Below are 18,571 nucleotides of genomic sequence, written 5' to 3' on the forward strand. Positions count from 1 at the left end.
ACGGCTGTGGAGAAGGGCCCGGGTGTTCGCACCCGGGCCCTTCGTCCGTGCTCAGGGCGCTCGGCGCCCCCCGGGCTACAGCCCCAGCTCGCGCGCGCCGGTGGCGCTGGAGGCGCGCAGGAACTCGGCACAGCGGTGCCGCTCCTCCTCCTCGCCGATGGCGCCCGCGGCGCGGCTCAGGGCCGCGAGGGCCCGCAGGAAGCCGCGGTTGGGCTCGTGCTCCCACGGCACCGGACCCTGGCCGCGCCAGCCACTGCGGCGCAGGGCGTCCAGGCCGCGGTGGTACCCGGTGCGGGCGTAGGCGTAGGCCTCGACCGCGCGGTCGTCGGCCAGGGCGTCCTCGGCGAGGACGGCCCACGCCAGCGACGACGACGGATGGGCGGCCGCCACCTGGTCCGGGGCCACGCCGTCGTCCAGCGGACGGGAGGCGGGGTCCTCGGGCAGGTGGGTCGGGGGGATGCCGAGCAGGTCCGAGCTCACGCGTGCGTGCCGGCCGAGCGCAGGTTCTGGCAGGCCTCGACGACGCGGGCCGCCATGCCGGCCTCGGCCTCCTTGCCCCACGCGCGCGGGTCGTACTGCTTCTTGTTGCCGACCTCGCCGTCGATCTTCAGCACGCCCGAGTAGTTCTTGAACATCCAGTCGGCGACCGGTCGGGTGAAGGCGTACTGGGTGTCGGTGTCGACGTTCATCTTCACGACGCCGTAGTCGACTGCGTCCGAGATCTCCTGCGGCAGCGAGCCCGAGCCACCGTGGAAGACGAGGTGGAAGGGCTTGGAGCCGGCGGGGAGGCCGAGCTCGGCGGCCGCGGCGTCCTGGGCGGCCTTGAGGACCTCGGGGCGCAGCTTGACGCCACCGGGCTTGTAGACGCCGTGCACGTTGCCGAAGGTCAGCGCGGTCATGTAGTAGCCGTTCTCGCCGCTGCCGAGGGCGCGGACCGTGGCCACGGCGTCCTCGGGGGTGGAGTACAGCTTCTCGTTGATCTCGTTCTCGACGCCGTCCTCCTCGCCACCGACGACGCCCACCTCGATCTCGAGGATGATGCGGGCGGCCTTGCAGGCGGCGAGCAGCTCCTCGGCGATCGTGAGGTTCTCGTCGAGCGGCACGGACGAGCCGTCCCACATGTGGCTCTGGAAGATCGGGAGGCCGCCGGCCTTCACCCGCTCGGTGGACGCCGCGATGAGCGGGCGCACGAAGCCGTCGAGCTTGTCCTTGGGGCAGTGGTCGGTGTGGAGGGCGATGTTGACGGGGTAGCCCTTCGCCACCTCCTGCGCGTAGGCCGCGAGCGCGAGCGAGCCGGTCACCATGTTCTTGACCGTGGAGCCCGACGCGTACTCGCCGCCGCCGGTGGAGACCTGGATGATGCCGTCGGAGCCGGCCTCGGCGAAGCCGCGGATGGCGGCCGTGACCGTCTGGCTCGACGTGATGTTGATGGCCGGGTAGGCGAACGAGCCGTTCTTGGCTCGGTCGAGCATGTCGGCGTAGACCTCGGGCGTTGCGATGGGCACGGTGATCTCCTCGGGAGGGGGGTGGCGTGTGCCGGTACGCACCGATCCTTCCACGATCGGCCGGAGGTGACACGGCCGTGTCCGTACCCACGGGTACGTCCGCCCCACACCGCGGAGCGGGGTGGCACCACGTGTGTGGTGCCACCCCGCCAGGCGTTCAGTCCAGCCCCCTGCGGACCGGACTGTGCCCCGAGGACGCGCGTGTCATCGAGGCGACGTGCACGATCTCGGTGTGCCGTCCGGCTATCCCTGCACGGTCGGGCGTTAGGCACAGTAGCGGCGGCGACGGCCGGGCGGAAGGGTGCAATCACGACCCTCCGCACGGGCTGTCACCAAGTGGTCACGACGCGCCGGACGACCCGCGGACGGCCCGTTCGGAGTACGCGTACTCACGCCGGCGAGGGCCCCTTGGCGCCACGCTGTCGGCATGGACCTCGCCACCGTCCGCGACCTCGCCGCCGCGACACCCACCACCCGCAACCGCGTCGTCGACCTGCTGCGCGCCGCCGCCATCCTCGTCGTCGTGCTGGGCCACTGGCTCGTCGCGGCCGTGACGGTGCGCGACGGGCAGCTCGTCCCGGGGCACCTGCTCGAGCTCGCGTCGTGGACCCACCCGATCACGTGGGTCTTCCAGGTGATGCCGGTCTTCTTCCTCGTCGGCGGGTACGCGAACGCCCTGTCCTGGAGGGGCGCCCGGTCGCGCGACGTCACGTACGCGGTGTGGTTGCGCGGCCGGCTTCGTCGGCTGCTCGTGCCGGTCGTGCCGCTGCTCCTCACCTGGCTGGTGGCGGTGTCGGTGGCCACGGCGGCGGGGGTGCCGGCCGCGACGCTGCGCACCGCGTCGCAGATCGCGCTCGTGCCGACGTGGTTCCTCGCGGCGTACGTCGTGGTGTGCGCGATCGCTCCGGCCACGCTGTGGCTCTGGGAGCGGTACGGGTGGGCGTCGGTGGTGGGCGGGCTCGTCCTCGGGTGCGTCGTGGACCTCGTGAGCATCGGGACGGGGTCGCTGGCCGTGGGGTTCGCCAACTACGTGTTCGTGTGGGCGACGGTGCACCAGCTCGGGTACGCGTGGCTCGACGGACGACTGGGGGGCACGGTCCGGCGGCTCGGGCTGGCGGCGATCGGCCTCGTCGGCACCGTGGCGCTGGTGTGGGTCGGCCCGTACCCGGTCTCGATGATCGGCCTCGACGGCGCCGCGGTGAACAACTCGTACCCGACGCGGGTCACGCTCGGCTTCCTCGGGCTGCTCCAGGCGGGGCTCGTGCTGGCCCTCGAGCCGGTGCTGTCGCGCTGGTTGTCACGCGAGCGGCCGTGGCGGGCGACCGTCCTCGTCAACACCCGGATCATGACGATCTACCTGTGGCACCTGACGGCCATGGTCGGCGTCATCGGGCTCTCGCTGCTGGCCGGTGGGTTCGGGCTCGGGCCGGAGCCGCTGTCCGGCGGGTGGTGGGCGAGCCGGCCGCTGTGGTGGGCCGTGCTGGCTGCCGTGACGGCGGGGCTCGTGGCCCTGCTCGGGCGCTTCGAGACCCCTCGGCCGCTCGATGCCTCGGCCGTCCCGGGCTGGCTGCCGGTCGCGGTCACGCTGCTGGCCTGTGGAGGGCTCGGGTCGATGGCAGGGCAGGGCATCGTCGGCAGCGACGGGGTCCACTGGTGGTGGCCGGTGCTCGTGGTGGGCGCCGTCGCGCTGCTCCGGTTCAGTCCGAGGGCTCGGGATCGCGATCCGGCCGGGTCCGACCGCTGAGGCCGGCCCGACGACGCGTCAGGTGGTCGCGCTCGACCTCGTTGGCGCACAGGGCGATCGCGGTGTCGAGGGCTGCCAGGGCTGCGGCGGTGTCGCCACGTCGGGCGAGGAGCTCGCCACGGACGGCGGGCACGCGGTGGCTGCCGGGGAGCTGGGCGTCGAGCCCGTCGAGGGCTGCGAGACCGGCGTCGGGGCCGTCGCGCTCGGCGAGGGCCACCGCGGCGGCGAGGCGGGCGGCGGGCGACGGGTTCACCTGCAGGAGGGCGTCGTAGGCCTCGGTGACGCGGTCCCAGCGGGTGTCCGCGGCGGTGGCCGCCGTCGCGTGCTCGACCGCCACGAGGCCCTGGAGCCGGTAGCTCTCGACGAGCAGGGAGTGGCCGACGGGGACGGTGGCGAGGAGGGCGACCGCCTCGGCGACCTCGTCGTGGTGCCAGCGCGAGCGGTCCTGGTCGGGCAGGAGGACGAGGCGCCCGTCATCATCGACGCGGGCGTCACGGCGGGAGTGCTGGAGGAGCAGGAGGGCGAGCAGGGCCCGCAGGACGGGTTCGTCGGGGGCCTGCGCGAGGGTGACGCGGACGAGGCGGACGGCCTCCCCGGCGAGCTCCGCGCGCAGGAGGTCGGGGCCGCTGCCGGGCGCGTAGCCGGCGGTGAAGGCGAGGTAGGCGGTCTGGGCGACGGTCTCGAGGCGCTGGGGCAGGACCGCGGCATCGGGGACGGCGAAGGGGATGCCGGCGGCCACGACCTTCTTCTTCCCGCGGGTGATGCGGGCGGCGACCGTCGCCTCGGGGACGAGGAAGAGGCGGGCGATGTCGGTGGTCGGGACGCCGACGACGAGCCGCAGGGCGAGAGCGCTGGCGACCTCGGGGGCGAGGGTCGGGTGGCAGCACATGAGGACGAGGCGGAGGCGCTCGTCCTCGACGAGGCCACCCGGGTCGGCCATCGGGGCGGGCTCGGTGTCGCGGGCCTCGACGAGGAGGAGCGGTTCACGGCGCAGCGCCACCGCCTCGGCGCGCAGGCGGTCAACGACGCGGCGCCGTGCGGTGGTGAGGAGCCAGGCGGCGGGGCGGTCGGGGGTGCCGTCGCGCGGCCAGGTGCGGGCGGCGGCCTCGACGGCGTCGCCGAGGGCGTCCTCGACGAGGTCGAGGCGCCGGAACTGCGCAAGGAGCAGGGACACCAGGCGTCCCCACTCCTCGCGCACGGTCGCCGCGAGGGCCTCGTCAGAGGTCACGGGGCGGCTCGTAGCCCTCGATCTCGATGGTCGGGCGGATCTCGACGGCGTAGCTGCGGGGCAGGTGGGCGCAGACGCTGACCGCGGCATCGAGGTCGGGGAGGTCGACGAGGTAGAAGCCGGCCACCTGCTCGACGAGCTCGACGAACGGGCCGTCGGTGACGGTGAGGCGGTCGCCCTCATGGCGCAGGGTGGTCGCCGTGTCGGCCGAGGCCAGCGGGGCGCCGGACACCTTGGTGCCCTGCGCCGCGAGGGCGCGTTCGAAGGCGTCGTGGGCGTCGAAGTAGCCCTGGCGCTCCTCGGGTGTGGCCCGCTCCCAGTCGCCGGGGTCGCTGGCGATGAGGACGAGGTACCTCACGGGGAGTCACCGCGGTGGTCGTCGCCGTTGCCATGGTCGTGCTCGCCGTCGGCCACGACGTCACGGAACTCGATGAGCTCTCCGCGGCCGGCGAACTCGCCGCACAGGCGCAGGAGGTCGGCGCGGTCGTCGGTGTCGACGAGGTAGAAGCCGACCACCTGCTCGGTGGACTCGGTGAACGGGCCGTCGGTGAGGACGACGCCGCCGTTGCCGTCGGGTCGCATCGACGTCGCCTCGGCGGAGGGGGTGAGCGGGGCCGTCGTGACGACGCGATGGCCGCCCTTCTCGAGGTCGCGGTGGAACTGCTCGTGCGACCGCACCCCCTTCTCGTGCTCCTCCGGGGGCAGGTTCGCCCACTCGGCCTCCGGGGCGGGCAGGAGGATGAGGTGGCGGCTCACGAGCGGTCCTCCGACGTCACGACGGGGCGGACCTCGATGCCGTCCCCCAGCTTGGCGATGATCTGGCAGCACTCGAGGAGGTCGTCGAGGTCGGCGGTACGGACCTGGTAGAAGCCGCCGACCTGCTCGGTGGACTCGGTGAAGGGGCCGTCGGTGACGGGTCCACCTCCTGCCGCGATGCGCCGTGCCGTGGCGGTGCCGTGGAGCTCGGCGCCGCCGGTGACCTCGTGGCCGCGCCGGGTGAGCTCCTCGTCGAAGCGGGTGTACTCGGCGTAGCCGGCGGCCCGCTCCTCCTGGCTCATCGTGGTCCACCAGCGATCGGGGTCCCCGACGATGAGGACGACGTACTCCCGCATCAGGCGCCCTCCCCCATGCCGACGCAGGCCCGGACCTCGATGGCGTGGCCGACCGAGGCGAGGATGCCGCTCACGTCGAGCAGGTCGTCGAGGTCGTCGGACTCGACGACGTAGTAGCCGGTGAGCTGCTCGGTCGTCTCGGCGAACGGACCCTCGCTGATGACCGGTCCGTCGGGTGCCGGGCGGACGGTGCGTGCGTCGCGGGAGGGCGCCAGCTGGGCGCCGCCGACCATCGTGTGGCCACGCTCGCCGAGGGTCTGGGCGAACTGGCCGTGGGCGGCGCGAAGGGCCGTGCCCTGCTCCTCGGTCATCTCGGCCAGGCCGTTCTCGTCGGTGGGCAGCAGGATGAGGTAGGTCGTGCTCATGGTTCGGTCCTCCGGACTCCGGGCCGCGCGGGTCGCGACCTCACCCCCATGACGGGCGGGCGAGGTCCGAATCGACAGGTGCTGTCGAGATTCTTGCCGACCTTGGTCGTCCGTGGGCGGTCGTCGTGATGGCGGGGTCGCACAGTCGGATCCGGACGGTCTCGTCTGCGGGTGTTCTGGGCACCGGACGGTCAGAACGGCGGGGTGTCGGGGAAGCCGTCCGTGGTCCGCGCCCGGCGGTGGATGCGTGCTCTGGTGTGGCAATGCCGTGCCGGTTCGTCGACGGTGAGGCCGTGGAGGCGGATGGTCTTGACGGTCCGGCGTTCTGGCCGGCGGCCGCGGCGGCCGGGGGCCGAGCTGCCCAGGAGGTGTTCGAGCGCGAACTCGAGGGAGCTGTGGGCGTCAATGGCGACCGCGGGGCCGGGGGCGGTCATCGGGGTGGTCTCGGACTCAGCCGCGTTGGCACTTGGAAGCGTGATGGTGCGGAGGGCGTCGATGGGCGCAGTGGTGCGTCGCCTGCCGGTGGGGTCGGTCCAGGTGACGGTGGCGTCGGGGTGCAGGGTGAGGTGCCAGCCGGGTCGTTGTTTGATGCGGTGGTGTCGTCGGCACAGGCAGATGAGGTTGTGGTCGGCGGTGGGGCCGAGCGGCCAGGCGCGGACGTGGTCGATGTCGCAGAAGCGGGCGTTGACGTGGCAGCCGGGGAAGCGGCATCTGCCGTCGCGTCTCCGGATGCGGTCGGCGAGCTCTTTGGGTGGCCGGTAGGCGTCGGTGGTGATGTGGCTGCGGAGGGCGCCGGTGACCGGGTCGCAGGTCACGGGTCGGATGGTGGCGGTGGGTGAGGCCAGGAGGGCGTCGAGCCAGGCCCGGGCGACGAGCATGGGTTCCCCGCCGAGGGGGTTGGGTACTTCGACGAGGTCTTCGGGTTCGGGTCTGGTTCGTCGTCGTTGGGCCCGGTTGGGTGGGCCGTGGTCGGGGAGTGGGTCGACCAGTTCTGGTGCGGTCAGTGCGGGAACGCGTGGCCGCCGTTCGCCGATCGTCGACTGAGAAGCGGGGACGGGCGCCGGAGTGGGCGTGAGGTTCGCGCTGCGAGGGAGTCCTCCGGCGGTTCGGATCGAGTCGGTGGGCGCGTTCGGTCCAGTTCGTCCGTGCGTCACCGACGTTCCAGCTGCCAGCGCCTGGTCGGTCGATGTTGGCGATTCCTCGGGGACGGGCTTCACCACGATCGGTCTGGCCGGGACGGGTGCGCGCTCGTCGGTGGCGGGGGTGGTGAGCATGACGATGGTGGTGATGGTGGCGTTGCCGGTGACGAGGTCGACCAGCGCTTGCGCTCGGGCTCGGTCGATGCGGTCGCAGGTGCCGTCGGTGACGAGCTGTTGGGCTCGGGCGTCGATCGCGGCCCACGCAGTGGCGGCGTCCTCACTGGGGAAGGTCCCTTCCCACCGGTCGACGCCGGGCTGGTCGACCCACCGCCGTAGTCCGCACTGTTCTCGGGCGCGCTTGGCCCGTTGGCGCAGCAGGTCGGGGCTGATCCGCGCGATGAGGCGTCGTGTGCGCCGCCGCAGCTGGGGGCCGGTCTCTCGGGTGAGGTGCTCGCCGAGGGTGGCGACGATGGTCTCGGCGACCTCCGGTGGTGCTTCCTCCAGCTCGTCGGCGACGACCGATGCGCGGTAGGGGTCGAGGGTGCCCGTGCGCATCGCGTCGTGCAAGCCACCCAACCCGGTGCAGGTGTTGGTTCCCGCGGGACCGTCGGCGGTGAGCCGGATCGCGCCACGCACGCGGCGTTCGGCGTGCACGGCGGTGACGTCCAGGGCGGAGGACACCAGCGCAGGTCCGTCCAAGGCGACGTGACCGGGCGCGTGGTGCCGCTCGACCACCTCCCCGTCGTCGAGGACGTCGGGTTCGATCGCGCACAGCCGCACGATCGCCGCGTCCTGCACGCCCGTGGCCGCGTTCACGATGTGCTGGCAGGTCCGCACCACGTCCGACCAGGCGTCCCGGCCCCCGACCGCCACCGCAGGAAGAGTCAGCGTGGACAGCGCCGCGGCGACGTCGTCGAGCACCGCGAGCAACTCGTCCGAACCTGCCGCGTTCCCCCGAACCGGTGCCTGTGTGACGGTCATTGCTTCCCCCTTCCCCTGTTCGCGATTTTACTCGCCTCGACGCCATGGCACAAGTGTTCGATTCACTGAATGTGGATGAAGCGCAGCTCGATTCGACTCATTGGCGCATCGCAACTCGCCAGCAAGGACTCGGTGAGAGCTGCGGGGGAGGCGCCCGCACAGCCGTCGCTAACGGGGCGCCGACCGACACTCGCGTGAGCCGGGAGGCCGGCAGGCGCCGCGATACCAGCCACGCGTTTCAGGGCAACCACGGACCGAGAGGAGGAGTACAGGCAAAGGAAGAGAGCTGCCATCCAGGCACGTGAGAACGCGACCAGGAGCGGTGGCGACGCCGACGTCGTGCCGGGCGCGCTGCCATCCAGGCGCCTGAGAACTACGCCGTCCCCCAGGGTGAGGTGGAAGACGCGGAGGGCCTCATGCCATCCAGGCGCCTGAGAACTACGCCGTCACCCAGGGTGGGGTGGAAGACGGGGAGGGCCTCATGCCATCCAGGCGCCTGAGAACTACGCCGTCACCCAGGGTGGGGTGGAAGACGAGGAGGGCCTCATGCCATCCAGGCGCCTGAGAACTACGCCGTCACCCAGGGTGAGGTGGAAGACGAGGAGGGCCTCATGCCATCCAGGCGCCTGAGAACTACGCCGTCACCCAGGGTGAGGTGGAAGACGGGGAGGGCCTACTGCCATCCAGCCGCCTGCAAAGAACACCACCACCACCGGTGAGGTGGACGTTGGATGGCTGGCACGCAAGAGCCTCACGGGGCCAGCAGGACCAGGAGCAACGCCCTCAGGGATCAGGCGAAGGCCTCCGCGAGGAGCTCGAGGGTCTGCTCGCGCGCCGGCGAGCGGTCAACAGCAGTCCCTCGCACCGCCCCGGCCACCGGGCTCACCATGACCTCGTCGACACCGAACTCGGCAGCGAGAGAACGCAGCTGAGTCGACGCCTCCTCCGGCGTCCCGACGACCCACCGCCGCAGCATCTCCTCGGCCATGGCCTCGTGCGCGGGCGCCAGCGCCTCGGCCTCCGCGTCCTCCACGAGCTGCGCCGCCCGCAGCGGCTGCCCGGTGCGCAGCGCCACCATCGAGCGCACGTTGGGCAGCGCGAGCCGCAGCGCCTCCTCCCGGGTCGGCGCGACGACGGCGTTCACCGTGAGGAAGGTCCGCGGCAGCGGGTTCTCGGCCGACGGCTGGTACTGCGAGCGGTACAGGGCCAGCGCCTCCGCCGTCCCGCGCCCGGAGAAGTGGTGGGCGAAGACGTACGGCAGCCCGCGCGAGGCCGCCAGCCGCGCCGAGTAGTCCGACGACCCGAGCAGCCAGATCGTCGGCACCGACGACGCCTTCGGGGTGGCCCGCAGCACGTGGTCGCCCGATGCCAGTCGCAGCGCCGCGCCCTCGGCCGACATCATCGCCAGCACGTTGTCGACGTGGTCGGGGAAGCGGTCGACGGCATCGGCCTCGACCCCGCCCGCCCCGGCCCGCAGCGCCCACGACGTCACCGGGTCCGTCCCCGGCGCCCGTCCGATGCCGAGGTCGACCCGGCCCGGGAACGCCGCCTCGAGCAGCGCGAACTGCTCCGCCACGACCAGCGGCGCGTGGTTCGGCAGCATCACCCCGCCCGACCCGACCCGGATGCGCTCGGTCGCGCTCCCGACCATGGCCGCGAGCACCGGCGGGTTGGTGGCCGCGACGGCCGGCATGTTGTGGTGCTCGGCGATCCAGTACCGCCGGTACCCGAGCCGGTCGGCGACCCGCGCCAGCGACAGGGTGGCGGCGATCGCGTCACCGGTCCCCTGGTCGGCGCGGACCGGGACGAGGTCGAGGACGGACAGGGCGGGCGCGACGGGTTGGCTCACCCCAAGGCCAGCAGTCGCGGAGCCGGGGCTATTCCGCCCGCCCCGCCGAGCCGCCCGACGGAACACCCGTCTGCTGGCCGAACACGTGCCGCCGCACCCACGCGTGCATCGCGATGGCGCCCGCCGCACCGGCGTTGATGGAGCGCGTCGAGCCGAACTGCTCGATGTGCAGGACGACGTCGCACACCGCCAGCACCTCCGGCGTCAGCCCGGGCCCCTCCTGCCCGAGGACGAGGACGCACTCGCGCGGCAGGTCGTACGTCTCGAGCCCCACCGACCCGGGCAGGTTGTCGATGCCGACGAGCGGCAGCCGCCCACCGTCGGACGCCCCCGTGGCGGCCCATGCCGCGAGGTCGGCCACGGTCGGATGGTGGTGCTCGTGCTGGTAGCGGTCGGTCACCATCGCGCCCCGCCGGTTCCACCGCCGCTTGCCGACGACGTGGAACGCAGCAGCGTTGAACGCGTTGGCCGTTCGCACGACCGACCCGATGTTGAAGTCGTGCCCCCAGTTCTCGATGGCGACGTGGAAGGGGTGCCTGCGGGTGTCGAGGTCGGCGACGACCGCCTCCATCCGCCAGTACCGGTACCGGTCCTCGACGTTGCGGCGGTCGCCGTCACGCAGCAGCTCGGGGTCCCAGTGGTCGCCGTCCGGCCACTCCCCCACCCAGGGGCCCACCCCGACCTCGGCCCCGGCGTCCGCGCCGTCGCCGCCCACCGACGCGCCTTCGACCGACCCGCTCACGCGTGCAGGCGCGAGAGGAACTGCCGGGTCCGCTCCTCGCGCGGGTCGCCGAGCACCTGCTCGGGCGCCCCCTGCTCGTGGATCACGCCGTCGTGGAGGAAGCACACGGTGTCGGCGACCTGTCGCGCGAAGCCCATCTCGTGCGTGTTGAGCACCATCGTCATGCCCTCGTCGGTCAGCGACCGCAGGAGGTCGAGCACCTCACCGACGAGCTCGGGGTCGAGGGCCGACGTCACCTCGTCGAGGAGCATGAGCCGCGGCGAGTTGACCAGTGCCCGGGCGATCGCCACGCGTTGCTGCTGCCCACCGGACAGGTCGTCGGGGCGAGCAGCAGCCCTGTCGCGCAACCCGACCCGCTCGAGCATCGCCAGCGCCCGCTCCTCCGCCTCGTCCTTCGACACCTTGTGCACCCGGATCGGCGCCAGCGTGATGTTCTGCAGCACCGACAGGTGCGGGAAGAGGTTGTACGCCTGGAAGACGATCCCCATCCGGGCCCGGGCGGCATCGGCGTCGACGCGTGGGTCCGTGAGGTCGTCGCCCTCCAGCGTGATCCGCCCGTCGTCCACGACCTCGAGCAGGTTCACGCAGCGCAGCAGGGTCGACTTCCCCGAGCCGCTCGCCCCGATGAGCACCACGCACTGGCCGGCCTCCACGGACAGGTCGATGTCGCGCAGGACGACGTTCTGCCCGAAGGACTTCCGCACCCCCTCGAGGGTGAGCAGCGCCATCAGAGGGCTCCCGTCACGCCGGCGTAGCCCCGCTTGCGGGCGATGTGGTCGGTGTAGCGCGCCATCGGGATCGTCAGGCAGACGAAGAGCGCCCCGGCCACGACGTACGGCGTGAAGTTGAAGTCGCGCGCCGTCTCGATCTGCGCGGCCCGGATCGCGTCGATGACGCCCAGCACCGCGATGAGGCCCGAGTCCTTCTGCAGGGACACGAGGTCGTTCATCAGCGGCGGCACCACACGGCGCACCGCCTGCGGGAGTACGACGTGCCGCAGCGTCTGCCCGTAGGTGAGCCCCAGCGACCGCGCGGCCGCCCGCTGCGACGGGTGGATCGACTCGATCCCGGCACGGAACACCTCCGCCACGTACGCCGAGTACGACAGGACGAGCGCGCTGCATCCCCAGAACAACGCCGACGACGGCAGCCCCGACAGCCGCAGCGCCGGCGCCCCGAACCCGAGGAGGAACAGCACGAGCAGCAGCGGCAGCCCCCGGAAGAGGTCGACGTACGCCGTGGCGAACAGCCGCAGCGGGAAGGCCACCGGGCCCCGCACGGTCCGCATCACCGCGAGGGTCAGCCCGAGCAGCCCGATGAGGACCGCGCACACGAGCATCACCCGGATGTTGAGCCACAACCCGTCGAGGACCGCCGGCAGCGCGTCGACCGCCTTGTCCCACGAGAAGAAGGTCGTGCGCACCCGCGGCCACCCCGGCGACGTCACGACGAGGCCCACCGCAACCGCCACGACCGCCACCGTCGACACCACGGCGACCGCCGTGGAGCGTCGGGCCCGCGAGCGGCGCCACGCCGCCCGCTCCTGCTCGAGCGCCGACGGGACCCACGGGTCGGCCGAGCCGTCCGTGGGTCCCGTCGTGCGCACGCTGTCGGGCACGGGCTACTTCAGCTCGGGCGCACCCTGGGTCGACAGCCACTCGTCGACGAGCTTCTCGAGGGTGCCGTCCGAGCGCAGCGCGTCGACCGCACCGGTGACGCAGGCGGTGAGCGGGCTGCCCTTGTCGAGCACGGCGCCGAACTGCTCGGTGTCGCCCTCGGCCGGGAGCTGGCCGACGATGACGCCGTCGTCGAGCTGGGCGGTGGTCATGTAGAACGCGGTGGGCAGGTCGGCGACGATGCCGTCGATCTGCTTGTTCTGCAGGGCCTGCACCGCGAGGTCGTTGGTGTCGAAGACCGCGACCTTCTCGGTGGGGGCGATCTGCTCGTCGGCGGCCGTGTACGAGGTGGTGCCAACCTGCGCGCCGAGCTTGGCGCCCTTGAGGTCGGCAACCGTGGTCTTGCCGTCGATCGGGCTGCCCTTGTAGGTGATGACCGTCTGGCGCACGTCGTAGTAGCCGGAGGAGAAGTCGACGGCCTGCTTGCGCTCGTCGCTGATCGAGACCTGGTTGAGGTCGATGTCGAAGGTCTTCGCCCCGGGCGCGATGACCGTGTTGAACGGCGCGACCACCCAGGTGACCTTGTCCTTCGGGAACCCGAGCCGCTCGGCGATCGCGAACGCGACGGCCGACTCGTAGCCCTGCCCGTTGCTCGGGTTGTCGTCCTTGAACCACGGCTCGTACGCCGGCTTGTCGGTGCCGATCGTCAGTGTGCCGGGCGTCAGGGTCTTCAGGTCGGCCGGGGCGCAGGAGGCCGTGGCGCCGGCCGAGGGCGACCCGGACCCGGAGGCCGACGGCTCGTCGACGGGAGCCCCACAGGCGGCGACCGCCAGGAGCGTGGACCCGGCGGCGGCCAGGCCCAGGAGACGACGGGGGGTGGTGAGCGGCATGGGCGGCGTCCTTCGGGGGGCGGGTGCTCCGGCGTGGGGCGGGGACCGGAGCGCTCAATGTAACGCCGCCGCCCCTGCCGCATCAGGAACCGCCCGCGGACCGGGCGTCCCGGTGCCACAGGAGTGGCACAGCCGCGGATGACGCCACCCACGGCCGGGCGCCCTACCCTTGCGGACGTGATGCACTCCCTCGGCCCCGACTGGATGGACCCCCAGTGGCTCCTCGACAGCTTCGGCCCCCAGTTCTTCTGGGTCGGCGTCGCGATCGTCTTCATCGAGTGCGGGCTGCTCTTCCCGATCCTCCCCGGTGACTCGCTGCTCTTCGCGGTGGGCCTGTTCATCGCCCGGGGCGACCTCGGCATGAACATCGGCGTGGCGTGCCTGGTCCTCAGCGCCGCGGCGTTCCTCGGCAACGTCGTCGGGTACGAGATCGGCCGCGCCGTCGGGTCACCGCTCTACGAGCGCGACGGTCGCTTCCTCAAGAAGCGGTACTTCGACCAGACCCACGCGTTCTTCGACAAGCACGGCGCCAAGGCCCTCGTCCTCGGGCGCTTCGTCCCGATCGTGCGCACCTTCATCACCGTCGTCGCCGGCGTCGGCCGGATGGAGCGCCGCCACTTCTTCGTGTGGAGCGGGGTCGGCGCGGTCCTGTGGGCCACCGGCGTCACGCTGCTCGGCTACTTCCTCGGCGGCATCGACTTCATCCACGACCACCTCGAGTCCGCGATCCTGCTCATCGTCGCGTTCTCGGTGCTGCCGATGGTGGTCGAGGTCATCCGCCACCGCCGTGGCGCGAAGGTCGCCGTGGACGAGCTGGACGAGGCCGTCGACGACCTGCGCCACCGCGACTGAGGTCGAGGTGGGGCGTCAGAGCCCCGACGAGCACTGCCCGGCGCCCAGGCGCGAGAACCCGTAGCGGTCGCCGGGCCCCAGGTCGGTCTGCCCGTCCTTGTCGTCCCACATCAGCTGGTCGTGGTCCTGGACGTGGTCGGCGCCGAGGACGTGGCCCAGCTCGTGCATGACGACCGACTCGACCTGGCGGCGGCCCCAGTCGGAGTCGAGGTTCTCGAGCATGGTCGTCGTGTTGAGGACGATCCGGCCGGTGACGTAGGTCGAGCGGCCCTGGTCGTCGGGCACCGCGTCGCCCAGGCCGACGCCGGCGATCCCGCGCTCTCCCCCTTGCGTGAACTGGCGGAACTCGGTCGGGTCGCTCCACGCGATGAGCAGCGGCGACCACCGGCGCCCGGGGTAGAGGTCCCGACGGGAGGTCGCGTGGTTGCCGACCGGCGACTCGGTGGTGTCGCCGTCGTCGACGAAGGCCAGGCCCGTGGCCAACTGGACCCGGGCCACCGCGCGCCGGACGGCCTCGCGCCCGGCCCCGGACGTGCCGGGACGCTCACGGACGACGTAGTGGATGACCGTGCAGGGGTCGAACGTCACCGGGTCGGTCGTGCCCCGGTGGACGAGGAGGAACCGGTAGGTCGTGGGGTCGGTCACCGGGGCGTCGACGGCCGGAAGCGCCCTTCCGTCGCCCCCCGAGTAGAGCGGGGGCTGGGCGGCGATGGCCTCCGCCACCGGGTCACCGGATCTGGCGTGGAGCAGGACGCCGAGCAGGACGAGCCCGGCCAGGACGGCGACGGCGAGCACCGCCGTGCGTCCCTTCGGCCCGGGGGCCGGCACCGGGGCCGCCGTCGGCCAGACGACCTCGCCCGGTCGGGTCGCCAGGCGGTCGAGCACGTCGAGCTCCTCGAGGCGGCGCAGCATCTCGCGCTCGCGGCGCGCGACCTCGTCCTCGCGCGCGTCGAAGCGCCCCCGCTCGTCCCCGTTCCCCACGCGCACAGGGTAGGTGGCGCCACCGACGACCCGCAGGCGTTCGGGTCAGTCCCGCGGGAGGTCGATGAGCCCGGCGGCGTAGGCCGCCGTGACCGCCGCCGTGCGGTCGGTGACCCCGAGCTTCGCGAACGCCCGGATGAGGTGGGTCTTCACCGTCGCCTCGCCGATGAAGAGCTCGCGCCCCACGTCGGCGTTCGACATCCCCTGGGCGACCAGCCGCAGGACGTCGAGCTCGCGCGCGGTGACCTCGGGCCGCGACGGAGCGCGCAACCGGTCGGCGAGGCGGGCGGCGACCGGCGGCGCGAGCACCGTCTCGCCCCGCGCCGCGCGCCGGATGGCGTCGGCGAGCAGGGCGGTGGGGGTGTCCTTGAGGAGGTAGCCGCGCGCGCCTGCCTCGACCGCCCGGACGATGTCGGCGTCGGTGTCGTAGGTGGTGAGGACGAGCACCTGCGGGGCGTTCGGCTGCGCGACGATGCGCGCGGTGGCCTCGGGGCCGTCCATCACGGGCATCCGCAGGTCCATGAGGACGACGTCCGGCGCCAGGCGTGGGACGAGCCCCAGGGCCTCGGCCCCGTTCGACGCCTCCCCCACGACCTCGAAGTCGGGCTCCTCCCCCAGCACCGCGACCATCCCGGCGCGCACGACGGGGTGGTCGTCGACGACGAGCAGGCGGATCACCGGGGCACCTCGAGCCGCAGGGTCGTCCCGGCCCCGGGGCGGCTGCGCACGTCGACCGCGCCGCCGACCTCCGCCGCCCGGGCGAACAGGCCGTCGAGCCCGAACCCGCTGCGGGCGCCGGCGGTGTCGAACCCGACGCCGTCGTCGCGCACCTCGAGCACGACCCGCAGCGGGTCGGCGTAGGTGAGCGTCACCCCGACGTGCGCGGCGCCGGAGTGGCGGCGCACGTTGGACAGCGCCTCCTGCGCGGTCCGCAGGATGACGACCTCGGCCGTCCCGCCGAGCGGGACCGGGTCGCCCTCGACGCGGACGTCGGTGGGCACGCCGCTCGCGGTCTCGACGGTGGCGCCGAGCCGCTCGACCGCCTCGACGAGCGTGCGCGACTGCAGGTGCCCCGGCGTCAGCTCGGCCACGATGAGCCGCGCCTCGTCGAGGTTGTCCGACGCCGTGGCCTCGATGAGGGCGAGCCGGTCGCGCGCCGCGACCAGGTCGCCGCGAGCCAAGGCGGCGTCAGCGGCCCGGGACAGGGCGACGACCGAGGTGAAGCCCTGCGCGAGGGTGTCGTGGATCTCCCGGGAGAGCCGCTCGCGCTCCTCGTGCACGCCCCGGACGCGCTCGGCGGTGGCGAGCCGGTCCTGGGTGGCGCGCAGCTCGTCGATCGTCTCGGCGCGGCTCTCGGCCTCGGTGATGATCCGGTTGATGAACAGCCCCAGGGAGAGCGACAGGCCCATCGAGATGGTGCCCGAGATGAGGATCTCGGTGGCGCTGTCGCGGTCGAACTCCAGCTGCGCCCACCGCACCAGCGAGAACGCGGTGACGACGACGACCGTGGCGATGGTGGCCCAGCGCGCCGGGAGCATCGCCCACAGCTGCGGGAAGAGCGCGAAGAACAGCAGCCACGACTGGGTGCCCGGGTCGACCCACTGGATCGCGAGCAGGGCGCTCCACACGACCACGTGGTAGGCGACGGCGAACGCGACGTTCTCGTGGGCCATCGCCCGCACCCCGAGGCCGAGGTAGGCCGCGGCCATCAGGCCGAGGAGCGCGAGCGAGGGCACCCGGCCGTACGGGCCGGGGTCGTCGACGACCGTGACGACGACCGCCGCGAGCCAGACGAACGCCACCGCCGCGTGCCACGCGGGCTGCTGGCGCCGCCACATCGCGGTGAACTCCTCCCGCGAGGTCGTGTCCGTCGTCGTCACGTCGCCCATCATCGCGCCCGGAGGATCACGTGGTGCCGCGCTTGAACCACGTGAAGGTCGTGACGCACAGGACCAGCCCGACGACGGCCCACGCGGCGAGGACGAGGAGCGTGCGCCCCGTCTCCCACGACCCCGCCATCTCCAGGGAGCCCATGTCGTCCGGGTAGAAGGCCGAGCGCATGCCCTGGGCGATCCACTTCAGCGGGAACACCGACGCGACCTGCTTGAGCCAGTCGGGGATGTCGGCGAAGGCGATGTAGACGCCGGAGATGAACTGCAGCACCAGGATCGGGCCGATGACGACCGCGCCCACCGAGCGGGCCGAGGCCAGCGACGAGTACGCGATGCCGAGCGCCGTGCCGGACAGGACCCCGAGGGCGAACACCGAGGCGAACCGGCCCCAGGCCGCGGCATCCGTGGGCAGCTCGACCCCGTAGGCGACCCGCGCCACGACGAGGAGCAGCGCCACCTGCGCCAGGCTCGAGACCGCGACGAGGCCGACCTTGCCGAGGAAGTAGGCGAGCGGCGGCATCGGGGTGGCGCGCAACCGCTTGAGGGTGCCGTCGTCGCGCTCGGTGGCCACGGACATCGCCATCGTCTGGAAGCTCGTCAGCAGCACACCGGCGGCGACCATGCCGGGGAGGAAGAAGCGGCCGGCCGTCATCGAGCCGTCGCCGCCCTCGAACTGGCCACCGAAGATCGTGGAGAACAGGGCGAGCAGGAGGATCGGCAGGAGGAAGGAGAAGAAGACCGCCTCCTTCTCGCGGGAGTACATCTTCAGCTCGAGGACGGTGCGGTCGAGCCCGAGGGCCAGGGTGCTCATGCGGGGACCTCCACGGTCTCGTCGGTCAGGTGGGGGGAGATGAGGGAGAGGTAGGTGTCCTCGAGGGACGGCCGGGTGACCGTGAGGCCGGGGACCTCGCCCGGGAAGCGCGCGGCCAGGCCGGCGACGTCGGCGGTGGGGGTGGCGGTGCGCACGGTGCGGCGCACCCCGTCCTCCTCCCACGCGATGGTGGCCTCCTCGGCGCCGCGGCCACCGAGGGCGGCCGGGGTGTCGAGGGCGAGCAGCCGGCCGGCGGCGACGACGCCGACGCGGTCGGCGAGCTGCTCGGCCTCGTCGAGGTAGTGGGTGGTGAGCAGGATGGTCGTGCCCTCGCCGGACAGGGAGCGGATGAGCTCCCAGAAGTCGCGGCGGGCCTGCGGGTCGAAGCCGGTGGTCGGCTCGTCGAGGAAGAGCAGCTCAGGGCGGCCGACGATGCCGAGCGCGACGTCGAGGCGGCGGCGCTGGCCCCCGCTCAGCCCGACGACGCGGGTGTCGGCCTTGGCCTCCAGGCCCACCGCGGCGAGGACGTCGTCGACGTCGCGCGAGCGGGAGTACGCCTTCGCGGTGGTCGCCACCGCCTCGCGCGGGGTGAGGAGGTCCAGGCCGCCCGAGCTCTGCAGGACGATCCCGATCCGGTTGCGCCAGGCCAGCCCCGCGCCCCGGGGGTCGGTGCCGAGGACGGCGACCTCACCGGCGTCGCGGTGCCGGAACCCCTCGAGGATCTCGACGGTGGTCGTCTTGCCGGCGCCGTTCGGGCCGAGGAGGGCGAAGACCTCACCCTCGTGGATGTCGAGGTCGAGGCCGTCGACGGCCGGCCTCCCGGCGTAGGTCTTCTGCAGGCCCCTGATCGTGATCGCGTCCATG

20 protein-coding genes are annotated in these 18,571 nt (G+C 72.8%); 2 read left to right on the forward strand and 18 right to left on the reverse strand.

The genetic code is table 11. The features are described from left to right. Positions 1 to 75: 75 nt before the first annotated feature. Together ACFLFB_RS17315 and fbaA are read right to left on the reverse strand one after the other, a co-directional pair. A complete protein-coding gene (locus ACFLFB_RS17315) occupies positions 76 to 480 on the reverse strand; it encodes a DUF3151 domain-containing protein (RefSeq protein ID WP_392543407.1) in 405 nt (134 codons plus the stop codon). Continuing rightward, the gene (gene fbaA / locus ACFLFB_RS17320) at positions 477 to 1,505 is read right to left on the reverse strand and encodes a class II fructose-bisphosphate aldolase (RefSeq protein WP_392543408.1); all 1,029 of its coding nucleotides are present in this window, start codon (positions 1,503 to 1,505) and stop codon (positions 477 to 479) included. Before fbaA ends, ACFLFB_RS17315 begins: the two co-directional genes overlap by 4 nt. Before the next feature lie 427 nt (positions 1,506 to 1,932). On the opposite strand from fbaA, the gene ACFLFB_RS17325 reads away from it, so the two are divergent. Further along, positions 1,933 to 3,249, forward strand: coding sequence for an acyltransferase family protein (locus ACFLFB_RS17325; protein ID WP_392543409.1), 1,317 nt, complete (start codon positions 1,933 to 1,935; stop codon positions 3,247 to 3,249). On the opposite strand, the gene ACFLFB_RS17330 is transcribed toward ACFLFB_RS17325, so the two are convergent. The 11 genes from ACFLFB_RS17330 to ACFLFB_RS17380 form a co-directional block, all read right to left on the reverse strand. Continuing rightward, on the reverse strand, positions 3,203 to 4,477 hold the full coding sequence (locus tag ACFLFB_RS17330; RefSeq protein WP_392543410.1) for an RNA polymerase sigma factor: 1,275 nt from the start codon (positions 4,475 to 4,477) through the stop codon (positions 3,203 to 3,205). The genes ACFLFB_RS17325 and ACFLFB_RS17330 overlap by 47 nt on opposite strands. Then, a complete protein-coding gene (locus ACFLFB_RS17335) occupies positions 4,467 to 4,835 on the reverse strand; it encodes a YciI family protein (protein ID WP_392543411.1) in 369 nt (122 codons plus the stop codon). Before ACFLFB_RS17335 ends, ACFLFB_RS17330 begins: the two co-directional genes overlap by 11 nt. Beyond that, positions 4,832 to 5,233 (reverse strand): YciI family protein, encoded by a 402-nt coding sequence (locus ACFLFB_RS17340; RefSeq protein ID WP_392543412.1) that lies wholly within the window; start codon positions 5,231 to 5,233, stop codon positions 4,832 to 4,834. Before ACFLFB_RS17340 ends, ACFLFB_RS17335 begins: the two co-directional genes overlap by 4 nt. Further along, entirely contained in the window at positions 5,230 to 5,589 is a 360-nt protein-coding gene (locus ACFLFB_RS17345) for a YciI family protein (RefSeq protein WP_392543413.1), read from the reverse strand. The genes ACFLFB_RS17340 and ACFLFB_RS17345 overlap by 4 nt, the downstream gene beginning before the upstream one ends. Beyond that, complete coding sequence (locus tag ACFLFB_RS17350) at positions 5,589 to 5,954, reverse strand: YciI family protein (protein WP_392543414.1); 366 nt, start codon at positions 5,952 to 5,954, stop codon at positions 5,589 to 5,591. Before ACFLFB_RS17350 ends, ACFLFB_RS17345 begins: the two co-directional genes overlap by 1 nt. 191 nt (positions 5,955 to 6,145) lie before the next feature. After that, positions 6,146 to 8,074: a DUF222 domain-containing protein gene (locus ACFLFB_RS17355; RefSeq protein ID WP_392543415.1), complete on the reverse strand. Its 1,929-nt coding sequence runs from the start codon at positions 8,072 to 8,074 to the stop codon at positions 6,146 to 6,148. Positions 8,075 to 8,864: 790 nt separating this feature from the next. Then, positions 8,865 to 9,923 (reverse strand): LLM class flavin-dependent oxidoreductase, encoded by a 1,059-nt coding sequence (locus ACFLFB_RS17360; protein WP_392543416.1) that lies wholly within the window; start codon positions 9,921 to 9,923, stop codon positions 8,865 to 8,867. 28 nt (positions 9,924 to 9,951) lie between these two features. Next, on the reverse strand, positions 9,952 to 10,665 hold the full coding sequence (locus ACFLFB_RS17365) for a TrmH family RNA methyltransferase (protein WP_392543417.1): 714 nt from the start codon (positions 10,663 to 10,665) through the stop codon (positions 9,952 to 9,954). Continuing rightward, positions 10,662 to 11,393 (reverse strand): amino acid ABC transporter ATP-binding protein, encoded by a 732-nt coding sequence (locus ACFLFB_RS17370; protein ID WP_392543418.1) that lies wholly within the window; start codon positions 11,391 to 11,393, stop codon positions 10,662 to 10,664. Before ACFLFB_RS17370 ends, ACFLFB_RS17365 begins: the two co-directional genes overlap by 4 nt. Beyond that, positions 11,393 to 12,283, reverse strand: a complete 891-nt coding sequence (locus tag ACFLFB_RS17375; RefSeq protein WP_392543419.1) for an amino acid ABC transporter permease — start codon at positions 12,281 to 12,283, stop codon at positions 11,393 to 11,395. Before ACFLFB_RS17375 ends, ACFLFB_RS17370 begins: the two co-directional genes overlap by 1 nt. Before the next feature lie 3 nt (positions 12,284 to 12,286). After that, entirely contained in the window at positions 12,287 to 13,171 is an 885-nt protein-coding gene (locus tag ACFLFB_RS17380) for an ABC transporter substrate-binding protein (RefSeq protein ID WP_392543420.1), read from the reverse strand. 180 nt (positions 13,172 to 13,351) lie between these two features. Between ACFLFB_RS17380 and ACFLFB_RS17385 the strand changes: the two genes are divergently transcribed. Further along, positions 13,352 to 14,023: a DedA family protein gene (locus tag ACFLFB_RS17385; protein ID WP_392545444.1), complete on the forward strand. Its 672-nt coding sequence runs from the start codon at positions 13,352 to 13,354 to the stop codon at positions 14,021 to 14,023. 15 nt (positions 14,024 to 14,038) lie between these two features. On the opposite strand, the gene ACFLFB_RS17390 is transcribed toward ACFLFB_RS17385, so the two are convergent. Genes ACFLFB_RS17390 through ACFLFB_RS17410 form a run of 5 tightly spaced genes read right to left on the reverse strand, consistent with a single transcriptional unit; the run spans position 14,039 to position 18,570 of the window. Next, a complete protein-coding gene (locus ACFLFB_RS17390) occupies positions 14,039 to 15,004 on the reverse strand; it encodes a hypothetical protein (RefSeq protein WP_392543421.1) in 966 nt (321 codons plus the stop codon). 45 nt (positions 15,005 to 15,049) lie between these two features. Beyond that, positions 15,050 to 15,682: a response regulator gene (locus ACFLFB_RS17395; RefSeq protein WP_392543422.1), complete on the reverse strand. Its 633-nt coding sequence runs from the start codon at positions 15,680 to 15,682 to the stop codon at positions 15,050 to 15,052. Continuing rightward, entirely contained in the window at positions 15,679 to 16,884 is a 1,206-nt protein-coding gene (locus ACFLFB_RS17400) for a sensor histidine kinase (RefSeq protein ID WP_392543423.1), read from the reverse strand. Before ACFLFB_RS17400 ends, ACFLFB_RS17395 begins: the two co-directional genes overlap by 4 nt. A gap of 25 nt (positions 16,885 to 16,909) precedes the next feature. Beyond that, complete coding sequence (locus ACFLFB_RS17405; RefSeq protein WP_392543424.1) at positions 16,910 to 17,707, reverse strand: ABC transporter permease; 798 nt, start codon at positions 17,705 to 17,707, stop codon at positions 16,910 to 16,912. Beyond that, on the reverse strand, positions 17,704 to 18,570 hold the full coding sequence (locus ACFLFB_RS17410; protein ID WP_392543425.1) for an ABC transporter ATP-binding protein: 867 nt from the start codon (positions 18,568 to 18,570) through the stop codon (positions 17,704 to 17,706). The genes ACFLFB_RS17405 and ACFLFB_RS17410 overlap by 4 nt, the downstream gene beginning before the upstream one ends. Position 18,571: the final 1 nt, after the last annotated feature.

It is taken from the genome of Oryzobacter telluris (genome assembly GCF_043099285.1).
Taxonomy (GTDB): Bacteria; Actinomycetota; Actinomycetes; order Actinomycetales; family Dermatophilaceae; genus Oryzobacter; species Oryzobacter telluris.